Below are 21,290 nucleotides of genomic sequence, written 5' to 3' on the forward strand. Positions count from 1 at the left end.
CATGACCACGCAGCGACTTCCCTCCTGGCGCCCCGGGCCTGCGCGCGAGGCGATCCTGAGCTTTCTCGACGGAATCGACGCGGTGCCGGTCGACGACCGGGTCGCCTACCTCGACAACGACGGCACGATGTGGTGCGAACGCCCTGCTTACGTCCAGTACGGGTTCTTCCTCGACTTCCTACGCAGAGCCGCTGTCAATGATCCTGCGCTCGCCCTTCGACCGGAGTTCGCGGCCGTGCTCGACAATGACACCGCACAGATCAGCGAAATTGGGCTCCCTCGCATCGCTGGCGCTCTGGCCGCGCTTTTCGATGATCGAACGCCGGCGGAGTTCGCTGCTGCCGTGGACGACTTCGCGGAGCGATATCGCGACCCTGCGCGTGATGTCCCGCTCGCGTCTCTCGTGTATCAGCCGATGCTCGAACTCATCGCCGAGCTGCGAGCGCACGAATTCACGGTTGGCATCGTTACCGGGGGAGGAACGGAATTCGTGCGGCGCGTCAGCTTACGCCTCTATGGAGTCCCGCCAGAACTCGTTGTAGGCACCATGATCGGGTACTCATTCACCCGTGACGAACGGGATCGCCCCGTACTGCAACGCACGGTGCATCAGATGGGCGCTGCGAACGAGGGGCCGGCCAAGGTTGCGAACATTCAGTCGCAGACCGGGCGACCCCCGATACTTGCCGCAGGCAATTCCGGCGGGGACCGGGAGATGCTCGAATGGGCGCAGGCTTCCGAGCACGGCGGACTGGCCATTCTCATCGACCACGACGATGCCGATCGTGAGTACGCCTATGAGAGCACAGCAGCTACGTTTCAGGACGCCGAGCCGATCACCGCGGTGGCGGAGAGGCTGGGTTGGGTCACGGTGAGTATGGCTGACGACTGGGAGCAGATCTTCGCTGTCGCCTCGACGCCGCGGGCGTGAGGCCCTGTCACCGCGAGCCGATCCAGAGCGAATGAGCCGAACATGGTGACCACTGCTTCCGGCCGTCCCCGAATATTCCTCTCATCGCTCGTCGGGTACCGCAGATCTTGGGTGCCGAATGACGTGGTCGCTGGCCTCACTGCGGGGGCGGTCGTCGTGCCGCAGGCGATGGCATACGCGACGATCGCCAAGCTCCCGGTTGAGGTGGGCTTGTACACGTGCATCGTTCCAATGCTCGTGTATGCGCTCCTCGGCGGTTCTCGAGCCATGAGCGTGTCCACGACGTCGACAGTCGCAACGCTCACCGCGACCACGCTCGTCACCGCGGGTGTCGTGAACGAAGTCGAGGATCAGCTCGCTTCGCTCGTGACGCTGTCACTCCTGGTGGGGGGCATTCTCCTCGTCGCACGACTGCTGCACCTGGGAGGGATCGTCGAGAACATCAGTGTGGCTACGATTCTGGGAGTCAAAATCGGCGTAGGCGGGACGGTCCTCATCAGTCAACTTCCCACACTGCTCGGCGAGGACGCGGTGCCGGTGGCAGAGGGGTTCATCCACTCACTGGGGGCGGCAATCGGCGCTCTGGAAAGCGTCAATTCTGCAACGGTCGCCCTCTCGATCGCCTCGATACTTGTCATGCTGATGATGAAGCGTTTCACGCCCCGCGTGCCGGGAACGATCGTCGTTGCGACCGCCGGGATCCTGCTGGTGTGGCTGACGAACATCGATGCTCTCGGCATTGCGGTGATCGATCCCGTGCCCTCCGGACTTCCCGTTCCCGTGCTTCCGGACTTCACCCACCTGGTGGAGCTCATCCCCGGAGCGTTGGCGATTTCTGTGATGGTCTTCCTCGAGTCAGCGACCGTGGCGAGGAGCCTGAGAAACCCGCATGAGGCACCGATCGATGCCGATCAGGAGTTGCTCGCAATCGGCGCAGCGAACGCCGTGGGGGGATTCTTCGCCACGCTGCCGGCTGCCGGCGGGCTCTCGCAAAGTGCCGTCAATCAGGGAGCCGGAGCACGATCGCAGCTCGCTGCACTGATCACCGTGACGTTCGCCATCCTCGTCGCGCTCTTTCTCGGCCCTGTCCTTTCGATGCTGCCGCAGGCGGTGCTCGCATCGATGGTCGTCGTCGCCGTCGCGACTCTCATCGACGTGCCGTTGCTGGTGCGTTGGTCTCGAATCAGTCCGATCGACTTCTGGGTCGCACTCGTCGTCGCCATGCTGGGGCTGACCGCGGGGTTGCTGTTCGCCGTTGCGGCGGGAGTGGTCATCACCCTCATTCTCGTGCTGCGCGAGCTGAACACACCGAGTGTCGAGGAGATGGGCAGAAGGGAGAACGTGCTCATCCTTCACATCGCCAGAGGTCTGTACACGGCGAACGTGCGGGCGAATGCTGAGGCGATTCTCGATCTCGTACACACCGCGCCGGGGGCCGTCGACATCCTGATACTCGACGTGAAGCGCGTAGAGATCATGACCATGACGGTGCTCGACACCCTCGCCGCACTCGACAGTGAACTCGCTGCGCGTGGTGTCGTTCTGCACCTCGCCGGTCTCCCAGAACGCGCCGTCGGGGTAGCGGCGAAAACGGGGTGGTTTCAGAAACTCGCCAGTGAGGGGCGTACCCACGCCGATGTCGAGGCCGGCCCATCGTCTGCGGCGCGGTGACGATCCGCACGTGTGGCGGGCGCCCCGTCCCGTACAGATCGATGTTCGTCTTACTCGGCGCTCTCCCGCGGGTTGCGGATTCCGAGGAATGAGACGATCGCTCCCGCGAAGAACAGCACGCCCGTGACGATCGCCGCCGAGTGGAAGCCGCGCAGGTCGAGCTGCCCGCCGACGATCGTCGCGAGGAGTGCGATGACGATGAGTCCGGCAACCCGGGAGATCGCGTTGTTGACGGCGGATGCGATGCCGCTGCGCTCGGGGCCGATAGCGCCGAGGATCGCGGCCGTGAGCGGTGCGACCATGATGGAGAGCCCCAAGCCCATGACGACCATCGAGGGCAGCACCTGCCACCAGTAGGAGAAGGGATCCCCGACGAGCAGGAGCAGCAGGGCGCCGGCGCCGAGCAGCAACGGGCCGACGGTCATGAAGAGGCGCGGGCCGTACTTGCCGGCGAGGGCTCCGATCTTGGAGCTCAGGAGCACCATGAGGATGGTGATGGGCAGGCTCGCCAGCCCGGCGAGGGTGGCGGTGAGCGCCGGCCCGTTCGGGTTCTGCAGATACACGCCGATGACGAAGCCGTTGAGCGAGAGCGCCGCGTAGATGAAGAGCGTGGCGAGATTGCCGGTCCAGAAGTTGCGCACGCGGAAGAGCGACAGCGGCAGGATCGGTGAGCTCACCCGCGTCTGCCACCACAGGAAGGCGAGAAGGAGTGCTGTGCCGGCCGAAAGCGGAACCCAGATCACGGGGCTCTCCCAGCCGTGCGCGGGCTCTTCGATGAGGGCCCAGACGGCGAGCCCGAGTCCGATGGCGGCCGCCGCGCCGCCGAGCCAGTCGATGCGCACCCCGCGCTGACGGTCGTCGGTATCGGGCAGCTTCTTCAGCATCCAGAGGGTCAGGCCGATGGGAACGACGTTGATGAGGAATACGAGGCGCCAGGAGAGGTAGTCCGTGAATACGCCACCGAGGAGAGGCCCCACGATCATCGCGCCCGTCGTGACCGCGGTCCAGGCGCCGATCGCCTGCCCCTGCGCGGCGCCGGAGATGCGGGAGGTGATGAGCGCGAGCGAGCTCGGGAGCAGGAATGCGCCGGCCGCTCCCTGCAGGGCGCGCGCGATGATCATCATCTCGGGGGAGACGGCCAGCCCGACGGCGAGCGAAGCGATACCGAAGCCGATGAGCCCGATACGCATGATGAAGACGCGACCGTACGCGTCGGCGATCGATCCGGCGAGGAGCATCAGCGCGCTCAGCGTCACGAGGTACGCGTCGACCACCCACTGCTGCGTGCTGAGACCTCCCCCGAGCTCTTCGGAGATGCGGGGGAGCGCCACATTCGTGACCGACATGTCGAGCGAGGTCACGAACGAGGCGAGAATCGCGATCGTCGTGACGAGTCGCTGCGGTGCGCTCAGGCGCGTATCGGTCATGTGAGCAGGATACGTCGCCCAGGGGTGTGCCGGTGGCTCAGCGGAAGACGCGGCTGATGCCGCTGACGAGCTGCGACAGCTGCACCCAGATGATGACGCGGTATGCCGGGCGCAGCACGAACCCGAGCACGCGGTGTCGTCGCGGCCGATCGCCCGCGCGATCCCACGAGAACGCGATCCTGATTCGTGTTCCGTCAGCCTCCGGTTCGAGGGTGATGTCGATGGTTCTGGAGTTCGCGCGCGGAGCGTCGGGGAACGCCAGGTTCCAGACGACGCGCCGCTCGGGTTCGCGCGCGAGCAGCCCGATGCGCACTCGTCGGAACGCGGGGGCGACCTTGAGCTCCGTCCCATCGGGGCGGGTGGTGGTCGCGCGAGCGCGCCAGCTTCCGCCCAGCTGATCCGTCGTGCCCTCGGGGCTCGCGGCGACGCTTGCGATCGACGGCTCCCACTCGGGTATGCGGGCAGGATCGGCGAGCAGCGACCACACCTCGGCGGTCGGGGCGGGGATGAAGCCCTCGGTGGTGCCGGCCAGGGGGCTCGATGAGCGCGGACGGTTCTCGGCGTGCTCGTCGATCGATGCCGCGCTGCCGGAAGAAACGAGGTCGTGCTCGATCGCCGCCCGGCTCGCACCGACCTCCTGGACCACCGCCTCGATGAGGCCGCTGGGTTCCGCGAGCAGCTCGGTGAGCACCGCGACCGCGTCCCCAGCATTGCCGCGGGCATTCGCAGCCGTGAAGATGCGCCCCGCGCGGTCGCTCCACGTGTATCCGTCGGTCTCGTGGAAGACGATGCGGCCGGAGTCTGGCTCACCGACGCTCACGCCGAGGCCGGCGAGCTGCGCGGAGTGCTGCGCGGCGACGCCGGCACGAGCGGCTTCGAGGGTGAGGCCGTGACGGCGCAGGACCCGGCCCGCCCGATCTCGGTCGATGGTGAGCGCGAGGAGCAGATGCTCGATGTCGGCGGTGCGCAGTCCGACGCGGGAGGCCTCCTCCATCGCGGCGAGCGAGAGACGGTGAGAGGTGTCGGCTGACCGAGTGAACTTGCTCATGCGTGCCTCCGGGGGATGACGATCGCGGGATCGATGCGCTTGGCGTATTTCTTGTGCACGGCCTGACGGGTCACTCCGAGCGCGTCGGCGATCTGCTGCCAGCTCATGCCGGCGAGCAGCCCTGCCTCCACCTGCCGGAGTTCGAGCGTGTCGGCGAGGGCGCGGAGCGAGGTGACCGCGCGCAGTCCCGCGCGCGGATCGCTGAGGTCGGCGGCGCGCGCCGCGATCTGCGAGGATTCCATGGCGTCAACTTACGTTGCTTGCGCAACTCGTGTCAACCCCGGTTGCTTGCCGGTCTCAGGTTCAACGGTCGAAGAACCCGCGCACGTCAAACCCCGAGATCGCCTCGCCCAGTGATCCGAGCCCGCCCTGCGCAGCGTCGAGTGCGGATCCTGCCGTATCGCCCGCGCCGGCTACGGCATCCTCCACCCCGGGCACCGCATCGCCGAGTCCCGAAAGCGCATCGCCCGCCGCGAAGTCACCCATCATCGCCTCGGGGTCGAGCCCTCCGGCCAGGGCGTCGAAGTCGATACCAGCACCGGCGGCCTCAGCGAGGAGCGAACCGCCGATCGACGTCGCGATCGCGCCGCCCGCCACGAGTCCGAGCAGGCCGGCAGCGCCGGCGCCGGCCGCGAGCGCCCCGCGACCACCGCCGCCGCGTGCGGCGCCCGACGCACCCGAGAGCAAGCGGCGCAGTGATCCCGGGTTGCGTGCTTCGCTCCTCGTCGCGGCACGAGCGAGATCGGCGGGCGCCGTCGAGACGGGGCGCTCGCCTGGCGCGAGGCTGCGGTTGAGGTCCTCCTGCAGCAGTGCTCGCTGCGACGGAGTGAGCTTGGCGAAGGCCTCCGCGTGCACCTGCTCGAGCTGCCCGGGCTCAGCCGTCTCCAGCAGATAGTTGTATCGAGCGATTGCCGCGCGGTCTTGCGGGCTCACCGCAGGCGGTGCAGTGCGGGGCCGGTGCGGATCCGGTCGAACGTCTGCCCCAGGAGCCGAGGGTCGGCTCTGCTGTTGGCGCGGTTCTCCCGTCACCGCGTCGGCAGCCCGGTGCACCATCGCGCGCCAATCGGTCGCACCGCGGGACGAACCGCCCTGCTGCGCACCGCGTTCGCCCGCGCCGCGCGAGTCGATCGCCTTCTTCGCCAGGTTGAACATCTTCTTCATATTGCTCATGAGTGGTCCTTTGCCGTGCAGATCGAATGGAGGGGAGGATCGGGGGAGGCAGGCTTCGCGCTCGCCGCAGCATGCGACGGGGTCACCGGATCACGCCGACGCGTCGAGGCGCGCACCGATGGCCGGCCATGGCCGGCGGGGGTGCGGCGAAGATGGGCGCGGCGTGGTGTGCGGCGTTGCCGAAGGCGGCGGATTGCATCAGAGCGCTCCAAGGGGTGACGTGGGACATCGTCAAGGTCTCCTCCACTGCAAGCAGCTGGCGGTCCGGGATGACACTGATCATCCGTATTGACGAACCCACCACGCGGGAGTACTCCCCTTGGTGCTCACCAACATAGCCGCTGCAGGCCCAGCCCGGCTGGGAAGTGCGCCGATCGGGCTCCCGTATGCTCGATGCAGCGCATGGAAAGCCCCGCACCTGCGTGGGCGGAATGATGGAGGCCCAGCCACATGAGTAGTCACACGCGCGCACTGCGCGCCAGTCCTCGAGGGCTCTTCCGGGCATTCGCGATCGCTGAAGCCTTCACGTGGGCGGGGCTGATCGCGGCACTCATTCTGCGTGCAACGGACACCGCCGATATCGTCTCCGTTGCGGGCGGCCTCCACGGTTTCGTGTTCCTGTGCTACGGCGTGACGACGGTCTTCGTGTGGGTGAATCAACGATGGCGTTTCGCCCTGGGTGCGACGGGACTGCTGCTCGCGATCGTGCCGTTCGCGACCGTACCGTTCGAAATGATGATCGATCGGAAGGGCCTGCTGAACGGCACCTGGCGGCTCGCGCCCGGCGGCGAGAATCCGCGAAGTTTTCCTGAGCATGTGCAGGCTTGGATCCTGCGCCATGTGATGCTCTCGATCGTCGTGCTGGTCGCGCTCGTCGCGGTGCTGTTCATCACCCTGCTCTGGCTCGGCCCGCCGATTCCGAAGGGCGAGTGACGTCAGCTCCGGCCAGTGCGGACGTCGTCCCGACGCGGAATCGGTCCCAACGAAAAGACCCCCTCACGCAGGAGGGGGTCTTACTGGCGGTGACGGTGGGATTTGAACCCACGGTAGGGGGTTACCCTACACAACTTTTCGAGAGTTGCACCTTCGGCCGCTCGGACACGTCACCGCTAACGAGATTAGCGCATGGAATCGATGAGACGCGAATCGAGGCGCTGCCTCCGCAAGTCTGGCCGTTCTCGCTCCTCGCCGGGCACCTGCGCCTGGCGCACGAGTGCGGCGAGTTCGCCCCGGTCCCCGGCACTGAGCTTCGCCCGGGCGTGGGCGATGTGCGACTCCACGGTCCGCACGCTGCACCGCAGCCGTGACGCGATCGCCTTGTTGCTGAGACCCTCTGCGACGAGGCGTGCCGTCGCCGACTCGCGAGGTGTGAGTCGCACGTGCTCGCTCGCCGGGAGCAGGTCGACCCGGAACCAGGGATCGACGCGTCGGGCCGCCGCCTCGAGTTCCGCGAGCTTCGTGTCGCATCGGTTGACGCTTCCGGTCGCCCGCCGACGCATGAAGATGCGCTTGGCGGCGCGAAGCGCGAAGGCGGCCGGGGCCCAGAAGCCGGCTTCCGTCAGCGCATCCGCGCACTGCAGCAACGCCACGGGGTGCTGCTCGTTCGCCGCCTGGACGTGGGCACGGGCCAGTTTTGCGATGTCGAGGGCACGTGATGTGTCGAGCGGCGATTCGTGCAGATGGTCGTAGCGGCGAACGCGGGAGCCGATGCGATCCAGGCGCCCGCTGAAATAGGCGAGCACCTGCGTGGGGAAGTCATCCACGATGTCCTCGCCGTTCCCGTCGAGATCGACGTGACCGGTCGCCGTGCGGAGGATGGCGCTCCCGGTATCGCGGATCAGTGCTGAGAGGCGCACCGGGAGGAATCGCGGAAGTCGAGCCTCGAAGAGTTCCCATTCGCGCAGCGCTCGAGCCATATCGCCCGACGCGATCGCCTGCCCGACAGCGCCGAGGTGGCCGAGCCAGACCCGGTGCCGCGTCGACGCCGGCAGCGATTCCGTCAACGCGTAGAGCGCGACATCGCTCCCGTCGGTGTCGCCGAGGTAGAGCGCGAGCATCGCCTCGGTGACGATCGCGGCGGAGAGCAAATCGCGCAGCTCTGGCTGGCTCGATACGGCGATGTCGGTGACTCGGGCGATGCGCTCAGTGCATGATGCAGGATCGCTCGGGCGCCTGCCGCGCTTGATGTTCTCCAGATCGATGAGCTGACCGGCGAGGAGTGCCACTTCTCGCGCCGGATGCGTCGTCGCGATGCGGTGCAGCGCTTCGGTGTCGGACCCGACGGGGCCGGTCTCGTTCCATCGCGCGAAGACGAATCGCGCGTCGCGTTCTGACGCGCCGGTGTCGGCGCCGGGGAACGCCCCGGTTCGCGCCTGCTGCGGAATGGGCGATTCCGCCGTGATCTGGCTCGTGAGGGCGATGGCGGCGATGCGCTGCGATGCGGTGCCGGAAGCGTGTTCGGGAACCGCATTGAGGCTTCGCAGGCCGGCCAGAGCGCCGTGCATGACCGTGGCGGCTCTCGCGCGGTCGAGCGGGTCGAGCGTGGCGCCGAAGCCCGCGCCGCGCACGAGCAGGTCCCGGCACTCGGTTCCTGCGCCGAAGCTCAGGGCGTCGAGCGCGACTCGGCGGAACAGGTCTGCTCGCGCCGGGTCGAGCTGCTGATGGATCTCGCCTCCGTCGGTGATCGTTGTGCAGAAATGCGCTTCGCGATCGGAGAGCGGGACGCCGAGGGACTCCTGCAGCAACAGGGTGCGAGCCGCGCGCTGCTCGGCGGAGGCCACGATGTCGGCTTTCGTGCGCACTCGCATGCCCGCCGCGAAAAGCTCGGGGACGCCGTACGTCGTCGGGTCGGTCGGGGTCTGAATCAGAACGCCGTGCGCCACGAGGGATGCGACGGCAGCGCTGCCGACGAGGTCTTCATGACCGAAGAGGGTGCGCGGCTCGAGCTGCGCGAGCGTGGTCGCTGCAGCGATTTCCGCGTCGGTGAGTGATCTCTGGGCCAGTGCGTGGGCGAACTCGAGCGTCGGGATACCCGATTCGCTGATCTGGGTCGGTGCCAGCCGAGGCCAGGGTGTGGCGATCACCGCGCCCTGCGCAGCGAGTCGGATCACCTCGATGAGCCACGCCGGGCGACCCCAGGACATGCTGTGCAGTGCGGCGAGCACGCTGGAGTCGAGCGGGGTCGTCGCCACCTCGACCGCGATCTGCAGCGTTTCAGGCAGCGTGAGCGGGTTCAGGTGCACGTAGCGGGTGACGGGCGCGTCATCGTGCTCGGGGGTCAGCAGCTTCGCCCATTCAGCCGCACGGTGCTCGTCGTCAGTCGAGAGGTCGGCGGCCACCGCGCAGAGCACGGAGGCGCCGTTTCGGATCCGGTCGATGAGCGAAAGGATGAGCTCTGGCGCGGCGTGCTCTGCATCATCGACGAGCACGACGTGACCCGGGGGCTCGTGCTCGATGCTATCGCGTGCTTGCGGCTCGCGTGCGCTGCACCTGAGTACCGGTCGTCCTGCGGTCTGCAGCGCGCTCGCAACGGCGCGCATGATGTGCGAACGTCCGCTCCCGTGCCCGCCGGCCAGCACGATGGTGCCCGGGGCGCCGAGCTCGTCGACGAGGTGCGCGACCATGACGCTTCGCACCTTGCCTCGTTGCACGTGACGCATCACACCGTCCCCCTGAAAGACGAGCCACCCCCGTGTGTACCGAGTATTCGCTCAGCACAAACATCTTCTGGGAACACCATAGCTTGTGAATAGTCCTGTGGTGAGAGATTAACACCACGCGAACCCGGAGTGCATCTCAGTAGTGGCCGCCTGCACCTCAGTATCAGAGGAAGAGGCTCTCAGGGAAGTCCACTTCCCGTTACAGCGCTACGCGAAGTCGTAGCTTCAGGGAATACACATAAATAGCCTCGGCGGAGGGGGCTGGACTCTGTTCGCCCCCCGGATCTCGCAGTGACGCGGAACATACGTCAGAACGGAAGAGGGGGCCTCCCGTGGGGTACAGAGAAGATCAGCGGAGGAGAAGGTTCGGCAGAGCCACTCGTCCCATAGCAGTGGGTTTGGCCGCGGTGACTGCGCTCGCCTCGGCTTCGGCATTCGGAATGACTGCCGCGGCGGCAGACGTGCAGACGCCGAGCGCGGAGGCGGAATCGGCCGGCCACGGGCACGGTCTGTGGATCGACGGGCTCGGGCTGGATGTCGCGAGCACTGCCTCGACCTCGACGGAGTTCCCCGACGTGCCGGGACCGGCCACGAACGGTCTGGACCTCGATCTCCTCCAGTCGGCGACGGTCGATGCGAACGGTCTCGAGCTCCCGCTGCTGAGCGACGGCACCAACGGCGGCCTCCTCGCGCTGGGTGATCTCGGGGCGCTCTCGAGCTTCTCGACATCGCCCTCGGCAACCTCGTCGGTCGCGTCCTCGGGCATCATCACCGACGACGGCGCGATCGATCTCGGGCCGGTCAACGACCCGTCCAGTTTCGCTCCGGCCCAACTCGACGCGAGCGCGCTCGTGCGCCAGTTGCTCGGCGATGCCGTCGCCGACGAGCTGCTCGACGAGGCCACCCTGAGCGTCGGCGCTCTCGCATCTCGCGTTGAGGCCGAGAACGGTGAAACGACGTCGGAGTACTCCCTCTCCGGCCTCGAACTGGAGCTCTCGAGCCCGGCCGTCGGCGGACTCGTCGACGATGTCGACGCACTCGCCGGCACCGTGCTCGACCCGGTCGAGGCACTCCTCGCTGAAGGCGGGGCGGTGAACACCCTGGTCTCCGATCTGGTCGACACCATCGACGCCCTGCCTCTCGCAAGCGCATCGCTCAACGGGCTCGGCCTCGACACCACGGAGCTGACCACTGAGCTTCGGGCGCAGCTTCTGCAGACGCCGCTCGAGAACTCCGAGGGCAGTGTGTCGGTCGATCTCAGCGACGGCACGATCACCGTTGCTCTCGACGAGCTCGCGGTGAGCGGGCAGCCGGGCGAGAGCTTGAGCAGCCTCGCGCCGAACACGGATGTGCTCAGCGGGCCGACGGTCAATGCGATTCTCGACGGCGTGAGCGATGCACTGCTCGGCGACGGTCCGAACTCGCTGGTGACGAAGGCCGTGACACTGATCACTGAGGGCGTGTACGGCGTCGGCGTCACCGCTGATCTCGAGATCGGACTGGGAGCAACACTTCCCATCGTCGGAACCGAGATTCCGGTCGCCGGCGGTTCGGTCGTCATCGACGGCACACTCGGAGGGATCCTGGGTCAGGCCGGTTACGAACCCTTGGGCATCGACGCTTCGGATGTGACGCTTCTGCCAGGTCTCCCGATTCCGATCGAGCTCGGCGATGTGCTCCAGCCGGTCTTGGACCTGATCACGCCGGTGGTTTCGAGCATCGGCGCGGCGATCCTCCCCGTCGTAACGACGGCGGTCGCTGATATCCAGCCGTCGCTCACCGGACTCCTCAACCCGATCGTGACCGAGCTGCTCGACGATGCGCTCGAGCCGGTGCTCACGGAGGTGCTGGCGATCACGATCAACCAGCAGCCGGAGACGAGCGATCTGGGAGCGGACGGCTTCACCGTGCGCGCCCTCAGTCTCACGCTGCTCCCGCTGCTCGGCGACAGTTCCGTGAACGTGCAGCTCGGCTCCGCCTCCGCGTTCGCGGAAGCGGCAGCCGCGACGCTCGCCGCATCACCGAATCCGGTCGTGCAGGGCGGCGTCGTCACGCTGACCGGCACCGGCTTCACCGAAGATGAGGACGTCACTGTGACGTTCCCCGACGGGACCACTGAAGTCGTCGTAGCTGGTGCCGGTGGATCGGTCACCGCGACGTGGGATGTGCCCGAAGATTACGCCCCCGGAACCGTGAACTTCTCAGCTGCGGGCGGCACGAGCGGGCTCACGGCGACGGCGTCCACCGAGGTCATCGCGGAAGCAGGCGCAACGCTCGATGCGACGCCGAACCCGGTGGAGCAGGGCGGAACGGTCACGCTCACCGGCGGCGGATTCACCGATGGCGAGAACGTCACGGTCGTGTTCCCGGACGGCACTGAGGAAGTCGTCATCGCAGGCGAGGACGGCTCGATCACCACGACCTGGGAGGTCCCGGCGGACTTCGAGCCGGGCGAAGCGACCTTCACCGCAACGGGTGAGACCAGCGAGCTGACCGCGACCGCGACCACGGTCGTCGAGGCGGCGGCGGATGCCGATGTGAATGCGAACGCTTCGGCCTCGGCTTCGGCTTCGGCTGATGCGGCGGCTGACGACGATGCCTCGGCATCGGCTCAGGCGGCAGCGCAGGCTGCGGCGAACGCCGACAACACGAGCGACGCTTCGGCGGCTGCTGATGTGACGGCGAACGCTGCGGCTGAGGTTGCGGCGACGGCGGATGCGTCGTCGGAGGCGTCGGCTGAGACGAACGCGGCGGCTTCGGCTGCGGCGACGGCGAGTGCCGATTCGACGGCGGATTCCGCGTCGGATGCTGATGCGTCGGCGGCGGCTTCGGCTGCGGCGAACGCTGATGCGTCGTCGGCTGCGGATGCGGCTTCTGAGGCGGCTGCCGAGGCGACGTCCTCGGCGGATGCATCGTCCGCGGCATCTGCTGACGCGACCGCTGATGCGGATGCCGATGTGAATGCGAACGCTTCGGCCTCGGCTTCGGCTTCGGCTGATGCGGCGGCTGACGACGATGCCTCGGCATCGGCTCAGGCGGCAGCGCAGGCTGCGGCGAACGCCGACAACACGAGCGACGCTTCGGCGGCTGCTGATGTGACGGCGAACGCTGCGGCTGAGGTTGCGGCGACCGCGGATGCGTCGTCGGAGGCGTCGGCTGAGACGAACGCGGCGGCTTCGGCTGCGGCGACGGCGAGTGCCGATTCGACGGCGGATTCCGCGTCGGATGCTGATGCGTCGGCAGCGGCTTCGGCTGCGGCGAACGCTGATGCGTCGTCGGCTGCTGATGCGGCTTCTGAGGCGGCTGCCGAGGCGACGTCCTCGGCGGATGCATCGTCCGCGGCATCGGCTGACGCGACCGCTGATGCGGATGCCGATGTGAATGCGAACGCTTCGGCTTCGGCTTCGGCTTCGGCTGATGCGGCGGCTGACGACGATGCCTCGGCATCGGCTCAGGCGGCAGCGCAGGCTGCGGCGAACGCCGATAACACGAGCGACGCTTCGGCGGCTGCTGATGTGACGGCGAACGCTGCGGCTGAGGTTGCGGCGACGGCGGATGCGTCGTCGGAGGCGTCGGCTGAGACGAACGCGGCGGCTTCGGCTGCGGCGACGGCGAGTGCCGATTCGACGGCGGATTCCGCGTCGGATGCTGATGCGTCGGCGGCGGCTTCGGCTGCGGCGAACGCTGATGCGTCGTCGGCTGCTGATGCGGCTTCTGAGGCGGCTGCCGAGGCGACGTCCTCGGCGGATGCATCGTCCGCGGCATCGGCCGACGCGAACGGCGATGCCGACGGTGCTGAGCTGACGCTCTCCGACCCGGCCGACCGCACGGTGACGGAGGGTGAGGACGCGGTCTTCACCGTCGAGGTGCTCTCCGGCACAGCGACCTCGATCGTCTGGGAGGAGTACACCCCGGTGACGCCGTCCGACGCGGCGACGGAGGGCCTCCAGCCGCTCGCGGTGGGAGCCTGGTCCCCGACGGACGAGGTGGTGTCGCAGGACGGCAGCACCCTCACCGTGGAAGACGCCGAGCTCGTGGAGAACGGCACGCTCTTCCGGGCGGTCGCCACGGATGGCACGACGACGGTCACGAGTGACGCTGCAGAGCTGACGGTGCTCGCGGCCGGAGCCGCCGACGCCGATAGCAGCGCGGGCGGAGCGGCCGACGCCGGTGGAGCGGCCGACGCCGGTGGCACGTCCACGGCGAGCGGGTCCTCCAGTGCGAGCGGGTCATCCTCCGCCAGCGCCTCGGGTTCGAGCAACGCCTCGGGCGGTGCGAAGTACCTGAGCAACACGGGCGGTGAGAGCCAGTTCGGTCTCGGCATCGCCGGGCTGCTGCTGGTGCTGGCCGGTGCCGGTATCGCGGTGACTGTTCGCCGTCGCAACGCGGCACGACACACCTAAGCGGTACTCATGAAGGCGTGCGGTCGGGGAAGCCCGGCCGCACGCCTTCGTCATTGACACGCGCGACCCGCGGGTGCCGCGGCGGTTCTCTCAGTGATAGGTTCGCCAAGACTGCCCGCACTCCCTTCCGGCAAGACAGGAGCAGGTGTGATCCCTGAATCGACGCAACCGAGCGCGCGACCCGCAGTGAAGCTGTGGGTCCGGCTCGTGGCCTGGGCGGCAGTGCTGCTCGCCGCCTGGCACATCCTCGCATCGTTCTTATGGATCGCGCCGTACTCGGCGAACGCTCGAGAAGTGATCCCGGGGAACGCGCTGAGCTCGTACATGCTGCCCATGTTCGGTCAATCCTGGAGCGTCTTCGCGCCCGAACCGGTGAACGGCGACTATCACTTCAACGTACGCGCCACGGTGGAGAACGACTCGGGAGAGCGCACCGAGACGGGCTGGGTCAGCGCGACAGACGTGGAGCTCTCGATGATCCGCTACAACCTCACTCCGCCGCGGGCGGGCATTCAGTCGACGGAAGTCGCGTCGAGCTTCAAGAAGTCGTTCGACGAGCTCACTGAAGTGCAGCGCACCACCGCCGCGGGTGACTTCATGACCGCGGAATGGGAGGTCGGGTTGCGTGCCGCGCTCGAGAACGGTGCGAAGAACTCCGGGCTCGATCCTGCAGCGATCGAGAAGAATGCTGGAGCAGTTGATCAGTTCATGGCCGACGAGCGTCGCTCGACCGCCTACGCGACGCAGGTGGCGAAAGCCGTCTGGGGCGACGAGGTCGTGTCGGTGCAGTACCGCGTGAGTCGCCAGAACATCATCCCGTTCGCCGAACGCCACAACCCCGATGCGAAGCGCCCCGAACCATCGGTCGTGCTGCCCGGATGGCGACCGCTGGTCGTGGAAGAGGGACAGAACGAGGGCAACTTCGCCGACGTGTTCCGGCCGCAGTTCGAGAGGATCTCAGAATGACCGACCAGCGCCCCGCTCCCGCCGGCCGGTTCGGCGCATTCCTCGGCAGCCTGATCGCTGCAGTCTGGTCGGCCGTCGCACTGACCGTCGGTCGCGCCTTCGACTTCGTCGAGCGCTGGTTGTTCACGGGCAAGAAGTCGCTCTACGGGCTCGCCGTCACGCGCATCGTCTTCGGATGCACCGCGCTCGGCCTGCTCGCCGCGAACTTCGGCACGCGCCTCTACACATTCGGCTCCGGATCGGCATGGAACGGAGAACTCGCGCAGCCGGTCAGCGATTTCCCGAAGGTCTGGATCTTCAGCGCGTTCCACGCCGTCGCCGGCAGCGACGTCGCGTTCACGCTCCTGTACCTCTTCCTCGGGGCGCTCGCCGTGCTCTTCCTACTCGGATGGCGATTCCGGATCGTGCTGCCCCTGTTCTTCGTACTGTGGATCAGCTTCATCGAGATGAACGACATGGTGGGCGATCAGGGCGACAACATGTTCCGCATCGCGCTCATCCTCATGTTCTTCGCGGATCCCGCGGCCCGGTGGTCGCTCGATGCCCGACGGCGCGCGAAGCAGGAGTGGTTCCCCGCTGGATCTTCGGGAAATCAGATCGGCACGGTGCTCCACAATCTCTCACTCATCGCGCTCACCGCCCAGGTCACGTTCGTGTACGCGTCAGGCGGGCTGTACAAGGCCCAGGGCGCGCCGTGGGCCGAGGGGTACGCGGTCTACAACCCGCTGCAGACCATGCGGTTCGGCACGTGGCCGATTCTGAGTGACATCGTGACGGCGTGGGGGCCGGCCGTCGCGATCGGCACCTGGGGATCGATTCTGCTGCAGGTCGCATTCCTGTTGATGCTGCTGTCGCGGCCGACGCGCTTGTTCGCCCTCTTCGGGATCCTGAGCTTCCACATCGCGATCGGGGTGCTGATGGGCCTGCCGTGGTTCTCGCTCACGATGATCGCGATCGATTCGATCTTCATCCGCGATCGAAGCTGGAAGCACCTCAGCGATGCGGTGTCGCGGCGCTGGAGACAGCACATGCGCGGTGATGCGGGGTCGTCGACTCGGGAAGCTGGGCGGTCGGCCGCTTCCGATCGAGCTGAGCCCGCGGAGAGCGCCGAGCTGCCCCCGCAGAAGCGGGCCGGCCGGAAGGTGGCCGCGCCGAGATAGGTCGGTGCGGTGGCGACGGCGCGTCTGCAAGCGGGAGCGGCGCTACTCCTTCGCGGCTCGCTCGGCGATGCGCAGATCAAGCGGAAACTCGACGGCGCTATCGCCGAACAGCAGCAGACCGGCTGCACGCGCCGATTCGCGCACGGCCGCTGCGACGGCGTCGGCGTGGGCGACGGGTGCGTGCACGATCACCTCGTCGTGCAGGAAGAACGCGAGGTGGGGGCGTCGACTGAAGATCGGCCCCGAAGCCCGAGCGGCCTGAGACACCTCAACGGGCGCGAAGGCGGCGAGCCTCTGTCGAAGATCGGCGATCCAGCACAGCGCCCACTCAGCGGCTGTTCCCTGGACGACGAAGTTGCGGGTGAAACGACCGCGATCCCGTGCGGCGCGGCGGGCAGCGGCCTCGTCCCGCCCGGTCGCATCCGGCATGCTCGCGCTCGACTGCACGTGCTCCCACTCCTGGCCGGGCGGCTGGGTGCTGCGGCCGAGCCACGTCGACACCCGCCCTCCGCGCGCGCCCTCCGCAGCAGCCTCGTCGACCAGATCCATCGCGGCCGGGTAGGCGCGGCGCAGTCGCGGAACCAGGCGTCCGCTCTCTCCGGTCGTCGCCCCGTACATGGCGCCGAGCATCGCGAGTTTCGCCTCCTGCCGCGTTGCTACGGCGCCGCTCTCGACGATTCCGGCGTAGAGATCCTTCCCCGCGCCGGCCTCGGTCATGGCGCGATCTCCTGCCATGGCGGCGAGTACCCGAGGCTCCAGCTGAGCGACGTCTGCGGAGACGAGGGTCCACCCCGGGTCGGCGCGGAGCGCCGGACGCAACTGGCGCGGGATCTGCAGGGCGCCGCCCCCGCTCGACGCCCAGCGGCCGGTCACCACGCCTCCGGGAACGTAGACGGGCCGGTACCGGCCATCACGCACCCACTCGTCGAGCCAGGCCCATCCGTTGGCGGTCAGCAGCCGCGCGAGCTTCTTGTAGTGGAGCAGCGGTGCGATCGCAGGGTGCTCGTGCTGCGCGAGCTCCCACTGGGAGGTTGAGTCGACCTCGATTCCCGCCGCCCGGAGCACCCGCAGCAGTCGAGGGGGCGAGTCGAGCGGGGCGTCGGGGCTCCCGAGTTCGCGTCGCACCATCGCTCCCACCTCGATCATGCGCGCCGGTTTCGCATCGGGAGCGGGCCGGGGGCCGAGCGCCTCGGAGAGGACTCGGTCGTGCTCGTCGACGTCCCAGGGGACACCGGCCGCCGACAGCTCTGCGGCGATGAGGGCCCCCGCCGATTCTGCGGCGAGGAGCAGGCCGAGCCGCCCGGGCTCGCGCGCGCTGGCGAGTGCCGACCGCTGTCGGTCGAATTCGTCGAGCGCCTCCGCCAGGCCGTCGGGCACCCCGCGGGATCGCCGTGGTTCGGCGACCACGTCGAACAGGGTCGGTGGCGCATCGGCCGGCGGCGCGACCGGGGCGGTCTCGGCCTCGGGCGGCGCGTTCCACTCGGGCGCGCCCCGCAGCTGCGCCGGCTCTCCCACGGAGCCTGCGTGACGCAGAATCTGATGGCAGAGTCGGAGATCGTGGCATCGTTCGACGCGCACTCCGGCAGCGAGGAGCGGCGCGTACTGGCGAGCCGTGTCGTGCCAGACCCAGCGCAACGACGCCGCCCGTTCGCGCTGCTCGACGAAGTCGGCGAGCCGATCCAACGCGATCGAGACCGCGGCCGAACGGGCGCCATCGGGCGCGAGCTCGACCGCGCCCCAGCCACCGCGCGCGTCGCGACCGATGACGCACCAGCGGGCGGCTGTGCCATCGGCGGAGGATGCAGTGGCGAGTTCGGGCACGTTCTCACCGTAGTGCCGACCGCCGACAGTCGCCCCGGATGCTCTCGGGGCCGGCCCAGCGACTCGGCGCGGGAGCTCCCGCCGCCGCGATGTCCGTGGCCGCCAGTAGGCTCGCAGCATGGCGAAATCAAGCGGCGGATACACCTGCACCGAGTGCGGGTGGCAGACCTCGAAGTGGGTCGGGCGGTGCGGTGAATGCCAGCAGTGGGGCACCGTTGCCGAACAAGCTCGCGCCGGAGCATCGCTCGCGCGCACCACGCGTGCGGCCGCGCCCGCGGCCGGCCGGGAAGCGCGTCCCATCACCGAGCTGCAGGGCGATGCCGTGCGGCACCGGCAGACGGGAATCGGCGAACTCGACCGCGTGCTCGGCGGCGGGGTCGTGCCGGGAGCGGCGATTCTCTTCTCGGGGGAGCCGGGGGTCGGCAAGTCGACGTTGCTGCTCGATGCCGCGGCGCGCGCCGCATCGACTGGAGCGCGCGTGCTCTACGCGAGCGGGGAGGAATCGACGGGGCAGATCCGCATGCGCGCCGAGCGCACCGGGGCGATGCACGACACGCTGTACCTCGCGAGCGAGACGGATCTCGCGACCGTGCTCGGCCACATCGAGACCGTGGATCCCGCGCTCGTCATCGTCGACTCCGTGCAGACGATGGCGAGCGATCAGGTCGACGGCGGGGCCGGCGGCCCGGCTCAGGTGCGCGAGGTCGCGGCCGCGCTCATCAGAACGGCGAAAGAACGCGGAACACCGGTGATCCTCGTCGGGCACGTGACCAAGGACGGGTCGGTGGCCGGCCCGCGCCTGCTCGAGCACCTCGTCGACGTGGTGTGCCATTTCGAGGGCGACCGGCACACGTCGTTGCGGTTTCTGCGCACGCTGAAGAACCGCTACGGTCCGACCGACGAGGTCGGCTGCTTCGAGATGACGGATCGCGGCATCTCCGAGGTGCCAGACCCGAGCGGCCTGTTCCTGAGCCGCCCGGGGGCTCCGGTGAGCGGCACGTGCGCGACCGTCGCGATGGAGGGTCGACGCGCGCTGCCGGTCGAGGTGCAGGCGCTCGTCGCCAAGAGCGCGACCCCCAACCCCCGCCGAGTGACGAGCGGCGTCGATCAGTCGCGCGTCGCCATGATCCTCGCGGTGCTCGAGCGGAGATTCGGTGCGCGTCTGCACGACCAGGACGTCTACGTATCGACGGTCGGCGGGGTGAAGCTCGCCGAGCCCGCAGCCGATCTCGCGATCGCGCTCGCGGTGCTCTCTGCGATCGCCGACCACCCGCTCCCGCATGATCTGGCGGCTTTCGGCGAGATCAGCCTCGCCGGCGAGGTGCGGCCCGTCGCGAGCGGAGCACAGCGCTCGTCGGAGGCCGCCCGGCTGGGGTACGTGCGGGTCGTCGACGCGTCAGTGGAAACCCTGGATCGCGCGAGGCGCAAAGCTGGGTTCTAGGGTCATCAGAGGGAGCTAGACTTGCACATCGTGAGCAACAACACCGTAGACGTCGTCCTCATCGGTGGCGGCGTAATGAGCGCCACGCTGGGTACGCTGATCAAGCAGGTCCAGCCCGATTGGTCTATCGAGATCTTCGAGTCCCGCACCGAGGTCGCGACCGAGAGCAGCAACGCGTGGAACAACGCGGGCACCGGTCACGCCGCCCTCTGCGAGCTCAACTACATGCCGGAGGGCAAGGACGGGAGCCTGTCGGCGGCGAAGGCCATCGACATCAACGAGCAGTTCCAGCTCTCCCGTCAGTTCTGGTCGTCACTCGTGGAGCGCGGCATCCTCGGAGAACCCTCCTCGTTCATCAATGCGACCCCGCACATGACGTTCGTGCGCGGGGCCGAGAACGTCGACTACCTCCGACGCCGCTGGGAGCTGCTGCGCACCGAGCCGCTCTTCTCCGACATGGAGTTCAGCGAGGACCCGGAGCAGATCGCGGAGTGGACGCCCCTGCTGGTCGACCGCCGTTCGAAGGACGAGGTCTTCGCTGCGACGCGTTCTGAGAGCGGAACCGATGTCGACTTCGGCGCTGTGACGCGCCAGCTCATCTCGCACCTCGTCTCAGAGGGGGCCGGGCTGAGCCTCGGGGCAGAAGTGCGCAAGCTCCGCCGGCTCGACGACGGCACCTGGGACGTGTACGTGCGCAACCGCTCCGGCTATACCACGACGATCGTGAACGCGAAGTTCGTCTTCGTCGGAGCCGGCGGCGGGGCGCTCTCGCTGCTGCAGTCCTCCGGCATCCCCGAGATCAAGGGCTTCGGCGGCTTCCCGATCAGCGGCAAGTTCCTGAAGACCAGCAACCCCGAGATCGTGCGCGCGCATCAGGCCAAGGTCTACGGGAAAGCCGCGGTCGGCGCACCGCCCATGTCGGTTCCGCACCTCGACACGCGCGTCGTGGACGGCGAGGAGAGCCTGCTCTTCGGGCCGTACGCCGGATTCAGCCCGAACTTCCTCAAGAAGGGCTCGTGGTGGGATCTCCCCGGATCCATCCGGCCGCACAATCTCGGACCGATGCTCAAGGTCGGACTCACCGAGTTCGCTCTCGAGAAGTACCTGCTCGGCGAGCTCCTCGCGAGCCGTGAGAAGCAGATGGAGACGCTTCGGGAGTACATGCCGACCGCGCGCACCGAGGACTGGGAGATGATCGAGGCCGGTCAGCGCGTCCAGGTCATGAAGAACGACCCCGAGAAGGGTGGCATCCTGCAATTCGGCACGGAGGTGATCACCGGCGGCGACGGAACGATCTCCGGCCTGCTCGGTGCATCGCCCGGCGCATCGACGGCCGTCTACGCGATGCTCGGTGTGCTGCGCAAATGCTTCCCCGAGCAGTTCACGAGCACCTGGGAGTCCGTGTTCACCGAGCACATCCCGGCGCTCAAGACGGGCGGCCTGAACCACGACCCCGAGCTCGCTGCGGCATCGCTCGCTCACACCTCTCAGGTCCTCGGCCTCGTACCGGCGCCCGCAGAGCACGTGACCGAGCAGGAAGCGGCCTCGACCGAGCAGGCGGCAGTGCGGTCCTGACCGTCCCGCCAGCGGTGC

14 protein-coding genes and 1 tRNA gene are annotated in these 21,290 nt (G+C 68.1%); 8 read left to right on the forward strand and 7 right to left on the reverse strand.

Annotated features, from left to right (window positions below):
* The first annotated feature begins 1 nt into the window (after nucleotide 1).
* Both JE033_RS14385 and JE033_RS14390 read left to right on the forward strand, forming a co-directional pair.
* On the forward strand, nucleotides 2-931 hold the full coding sequence (locus tag JE033_RS14385) for an HAD family phosphatase (RefSeq protein ID WP_200332546.1): 930 nt from the start codon (nucleotides 2-4) through the stop codon (nucleotides 929-931).
* 42 nt (nucleotides 932-973) lie between these two features.
* On the forward strand, nucleotides 974-2,602 hold the full coding sequence (locus tag JE033_RS14390; protein WP_200332548.1) for a SulP family inorganic anion transporter: 1,629 nt from the start codon (nucleotides 974-976) through the stop codon (nucleotides 2,600-2,602).
* Between the two features lie 50 nt (nucleotides 2,603-2,652).
* On the opposite strand, the gene JE033_RS14395 is transcribed toward JE033_RS14390, so the two are convergent.
* The 4 genes from JE033_RS14395 to JE033_RS14410 form a co-directional block, all read right to left on the reverse strand.
* The gene (locus JE033_RS14395; RefSeq protein ID WP_200332549.1) at nucleotides 2,653-4,029 is read right to left on the reverse strand and encodes an MFS transporter; all 1,377 of its coding nucleotides are present in this window, start codon (nucleotides 4,027-4,029) and stop codon (nucleotides 2,653-2,655) included.
* Between the two features lie 37 nt (nucleotides 4,030-4,066).
* Complete coding sequence (locus tag JE033_RS14400) at nucleotides 4,067-5,077, reverse strand: SRPBCC domain-containing protein (protein ID WP_200332550.1); 1,011 nt, start codon at nucleotides 5,075-5,077, stop codon at nucleotides 4,067-4,069.
* Nucleotides 5,074-5,319, reverse strand: coding sequence for a hypothetical protein (locus tag JE033_RS14405; RefSeq protein ID WP_090151554.1), 246 nt, complete (start codon nucleotides 5,317-5,319; stop codon nucleotides 5,074-5,076). The genes JE033_RS14400 and JE033_RS14405 overlap by 4 nt, the downstream gene beginning before the upstream one ends.
* Nucleotides 5,320-5,380: 61 nt before the next feature.
* The gene (locus tag JE033_RS14410; RefSeq protein WP_200332551.1) at nucleotides 5,381-6,247 is read right to left on the reverse strand and encodes a cation-transporting ATPase; all 867 of its coding nucleotides are present in this window, start codon (nucleotides 6,245-6,247) and stop codon (nucleotides 5,381-5,383) included.
* 450 nt (nucleotides 6,248-6,697) lie between these two features.
* Between JE033_RS14410 and JE033_RS14415 the strand changes: the two genes are divergently transcribed.
* Nucleotides 6,698-7,180 (forward strand): DUF3817 domain-containing protein, encoded by a 483-nt coding sequence (locus JE033_RS14415; protein WP_200332552.1) that lies wholly within the window; start codon nucleotides 6,698-6,700, stop codon nucleotides 7,178-7,180.
* 84 nt (nucleotides 7,181-7,264) lie between these two features.
* On the opposite strand, the gene JE033_RS14420 is transcribed toward JE033_RS14415, so the two are convergent.
* Nucleotides 7,265-7,355 (reverse strand) — tRNA-Ser (locus JE033_RS14420).
* Between the two features lie 10 nt (nucleotides 7,356-7,365).
* The gene (locus JE033_RS14425; RefSeq protein WP_234037539.1) at nucleotides 7,366-9,870 is read right to left on the reverse strand and encodes a LuxR C-terminal-related transcriptional regulator; all 2,505 of its coding nucleotides are present in this window, start codon (nucleotides 9,868-9,870) and stop codon (nucleotides 7,366-7,368) included.
* 443 nt (nucleotides 9,871-10,313) lie between these two features.
* Here JE033_RS14425 and JE033_RS14430 point away from each other — a divergent pair, with 443 nt between their 5' ends.
* From JE033_RS14430 to JE033_RS14440, 3 genes are all read left to right on the forward strand, one after another.
* Nucleotides 10,314-14,309, forward strand: a complete 3,996-nt coding sequence (locus tag JE033_RS14430) for a choice-of-anchor G family protein (RefSeq protein WP_370567988.1) — start codon at nucleotides 10,314-10,316, stop codon at nucleotides 14,307-14,309.
* A gap of 147 nt (nucleotides 14,310-14,456) precedes the next feature.
* Nucleotides 14,457-15,275, forward strand: coding sequence for a DUF5819 family protein (locus tag JE033_RS14435; RefSeq protein WP_370567984.1), 819 nt, complete (start codon nucleotides 14,457-14,459; stop codon nucleotides 15,273-15,275).
* The gene (locus JE033_RS14440) at nucleotides 15,272-16,435 is read left to right on the forward strand and encodes an HTTM domain-containing protein (RefSeq protein ID WP_234037540.1); all 1,164 of its coding nucleotides are present in this window, start codon (nucleotides 15,272-15,274) and stop codon (nucleotides 16,433-16,435) included. Before JE033_RS14435 ends, JE033_RS14440 begins: the two co-directional genes overlap by 4 nt.
* 42 nt (nucleotides 16,436-16,477) lie before the next feature.
* Here the strand turns inward: JE033_RS14440 and JE033_RS14445 are convergent, their stop codons facing one another.
* Nucleotides 16,478-18,256, reverse strand: coding sequence for a bifunctional 3'-5' exonuclease/DNA polymerase (locus tag JE033_RS14445; protein ID WP_370567985.1), 1,779 nt, complete (start codon nucleotides 18,254-18,256; stop codon nucleotides 16,478-16,480).
* Nucleotides 18,257-18,374: 118 nt separating this feature from the next.
* Between JE033_RS14445 and radA the strand changes: the two genes are divergently transcribed.
* Complete coding sequence (gene radA / locus JE033_RS14450) at nucleotides 18,375-19,697, forward strand: DNA repair protein RadA (RefSeq protein ID WP_090151533.1); 1,323 nt, start codon at nucleotides 18,375-18,377, stop codon at nucleotides 19,695-19,697.
* 30 nt (nucleotides 19,698-19,727) lie between these two features.
* Nucleotides 19,728-21,272 carry a malate:quinone oxidoreductase gene (locus tag JE033_RS14455; RefSeq protein ID WP_370567986.1) on the forward strand — a complete coding sequence of 515 codons (1,545 nt, stop codon included), beginning with the start codon at nucleotides 19,728-19,730 and terminating at the stop codon, nucleotides 21,270-21,272.
* The last annotated feature ends 18 nt before the right edge of the window (nucleotides 21,273-21,290 follow it).

The organism is Leucobacter sp. L43, from assembly GCF_016597785.1.
In the GTDB taxonomy this organism is placed as follows: domain Bacteria; phylum Actinomycetota; class Actinomycetes; order Actinomycetales; family Microbacteriaceae; genus Leucobacter; species Leucobacter alluvii.

What these genes read in the sequence shown, in the direction of transcription:
- JE033_RS14385 (WP_200332546.1), top strand. Translation starts at nt 2, where the DNA reads ATGACCACGCAGCGACTTCCCTCCTGGCGCCCCGGGCCTGCGCGCGAG.
- JE033_RS14390 (WP_200332548.1), top strand. Translation starts at nt 974, where the DNA reads ATGGTGACCACTGCTTCCGGCCGTCCCCGAATATTCCTCTCATCGCTC.
- JE033_RS14395 (WP_200332549.1), bottom strand. Translation starts at nt 4,029, where the DNA reads ATGACCGATACGCGCCTGAGCGCACCGCAGCGACTCGTCACGACGATC.
- JE033_RS14400 (WP_200332550.1), bottom strand. Translation starts at nt 5,077, where the DNA reads ATGAGCAAGTTCACTCGGTCAGCCGACACCTCTCACCGTCTCTCGCTC.
- JE033_RS14405 (WP_090151554.1), bottom strand. Translation starts at nt 5,319, where the DNA reads ATGGAATCCTCGCAGATCGCGGCGCGCGCCGCCGACCTCAGCGATCCG.
- JE033_RS14410 (WP_200332551.1), bottom strand. Translation starts at nt 6,247, where the DNA reads ATGAGCAATATGAAGAAGATGTTCAACCTGGCGAAGAAGGCGATCGAC.
- JE033_RS14415 (WP_200332552.1), top strand. Translation starts at nt 6,698, where the DNA reads ATGAGTAGTCACACGCGCGCACTGCGCGCCAGTCCTCGAGGGCTCTTC.
- JE033_RS14425 (WP_234037539.1), bottom strand. Translation starts at nt 9,870, where the DNA reads ATGGTCGCGCACCTCGTCGACGAGCTCGGCGCCCCGGGCACCATCGTG.
- JE033_RS14440 (WP_234037540.1), top strand. Translation starts at nt 15,272, where the DNA reads ATGACCGACCAGCGCCCCGCTCCCGCCGGCCGGTTCGGCGCATTCCTC.
- radA (WP_090151533.1), top strand. Translation starts at nt 18,375, where the DNA reads ATGGCGAAATCAAGCGGCGGATACACCTGCACCGAGTGCGGGTGGCAG.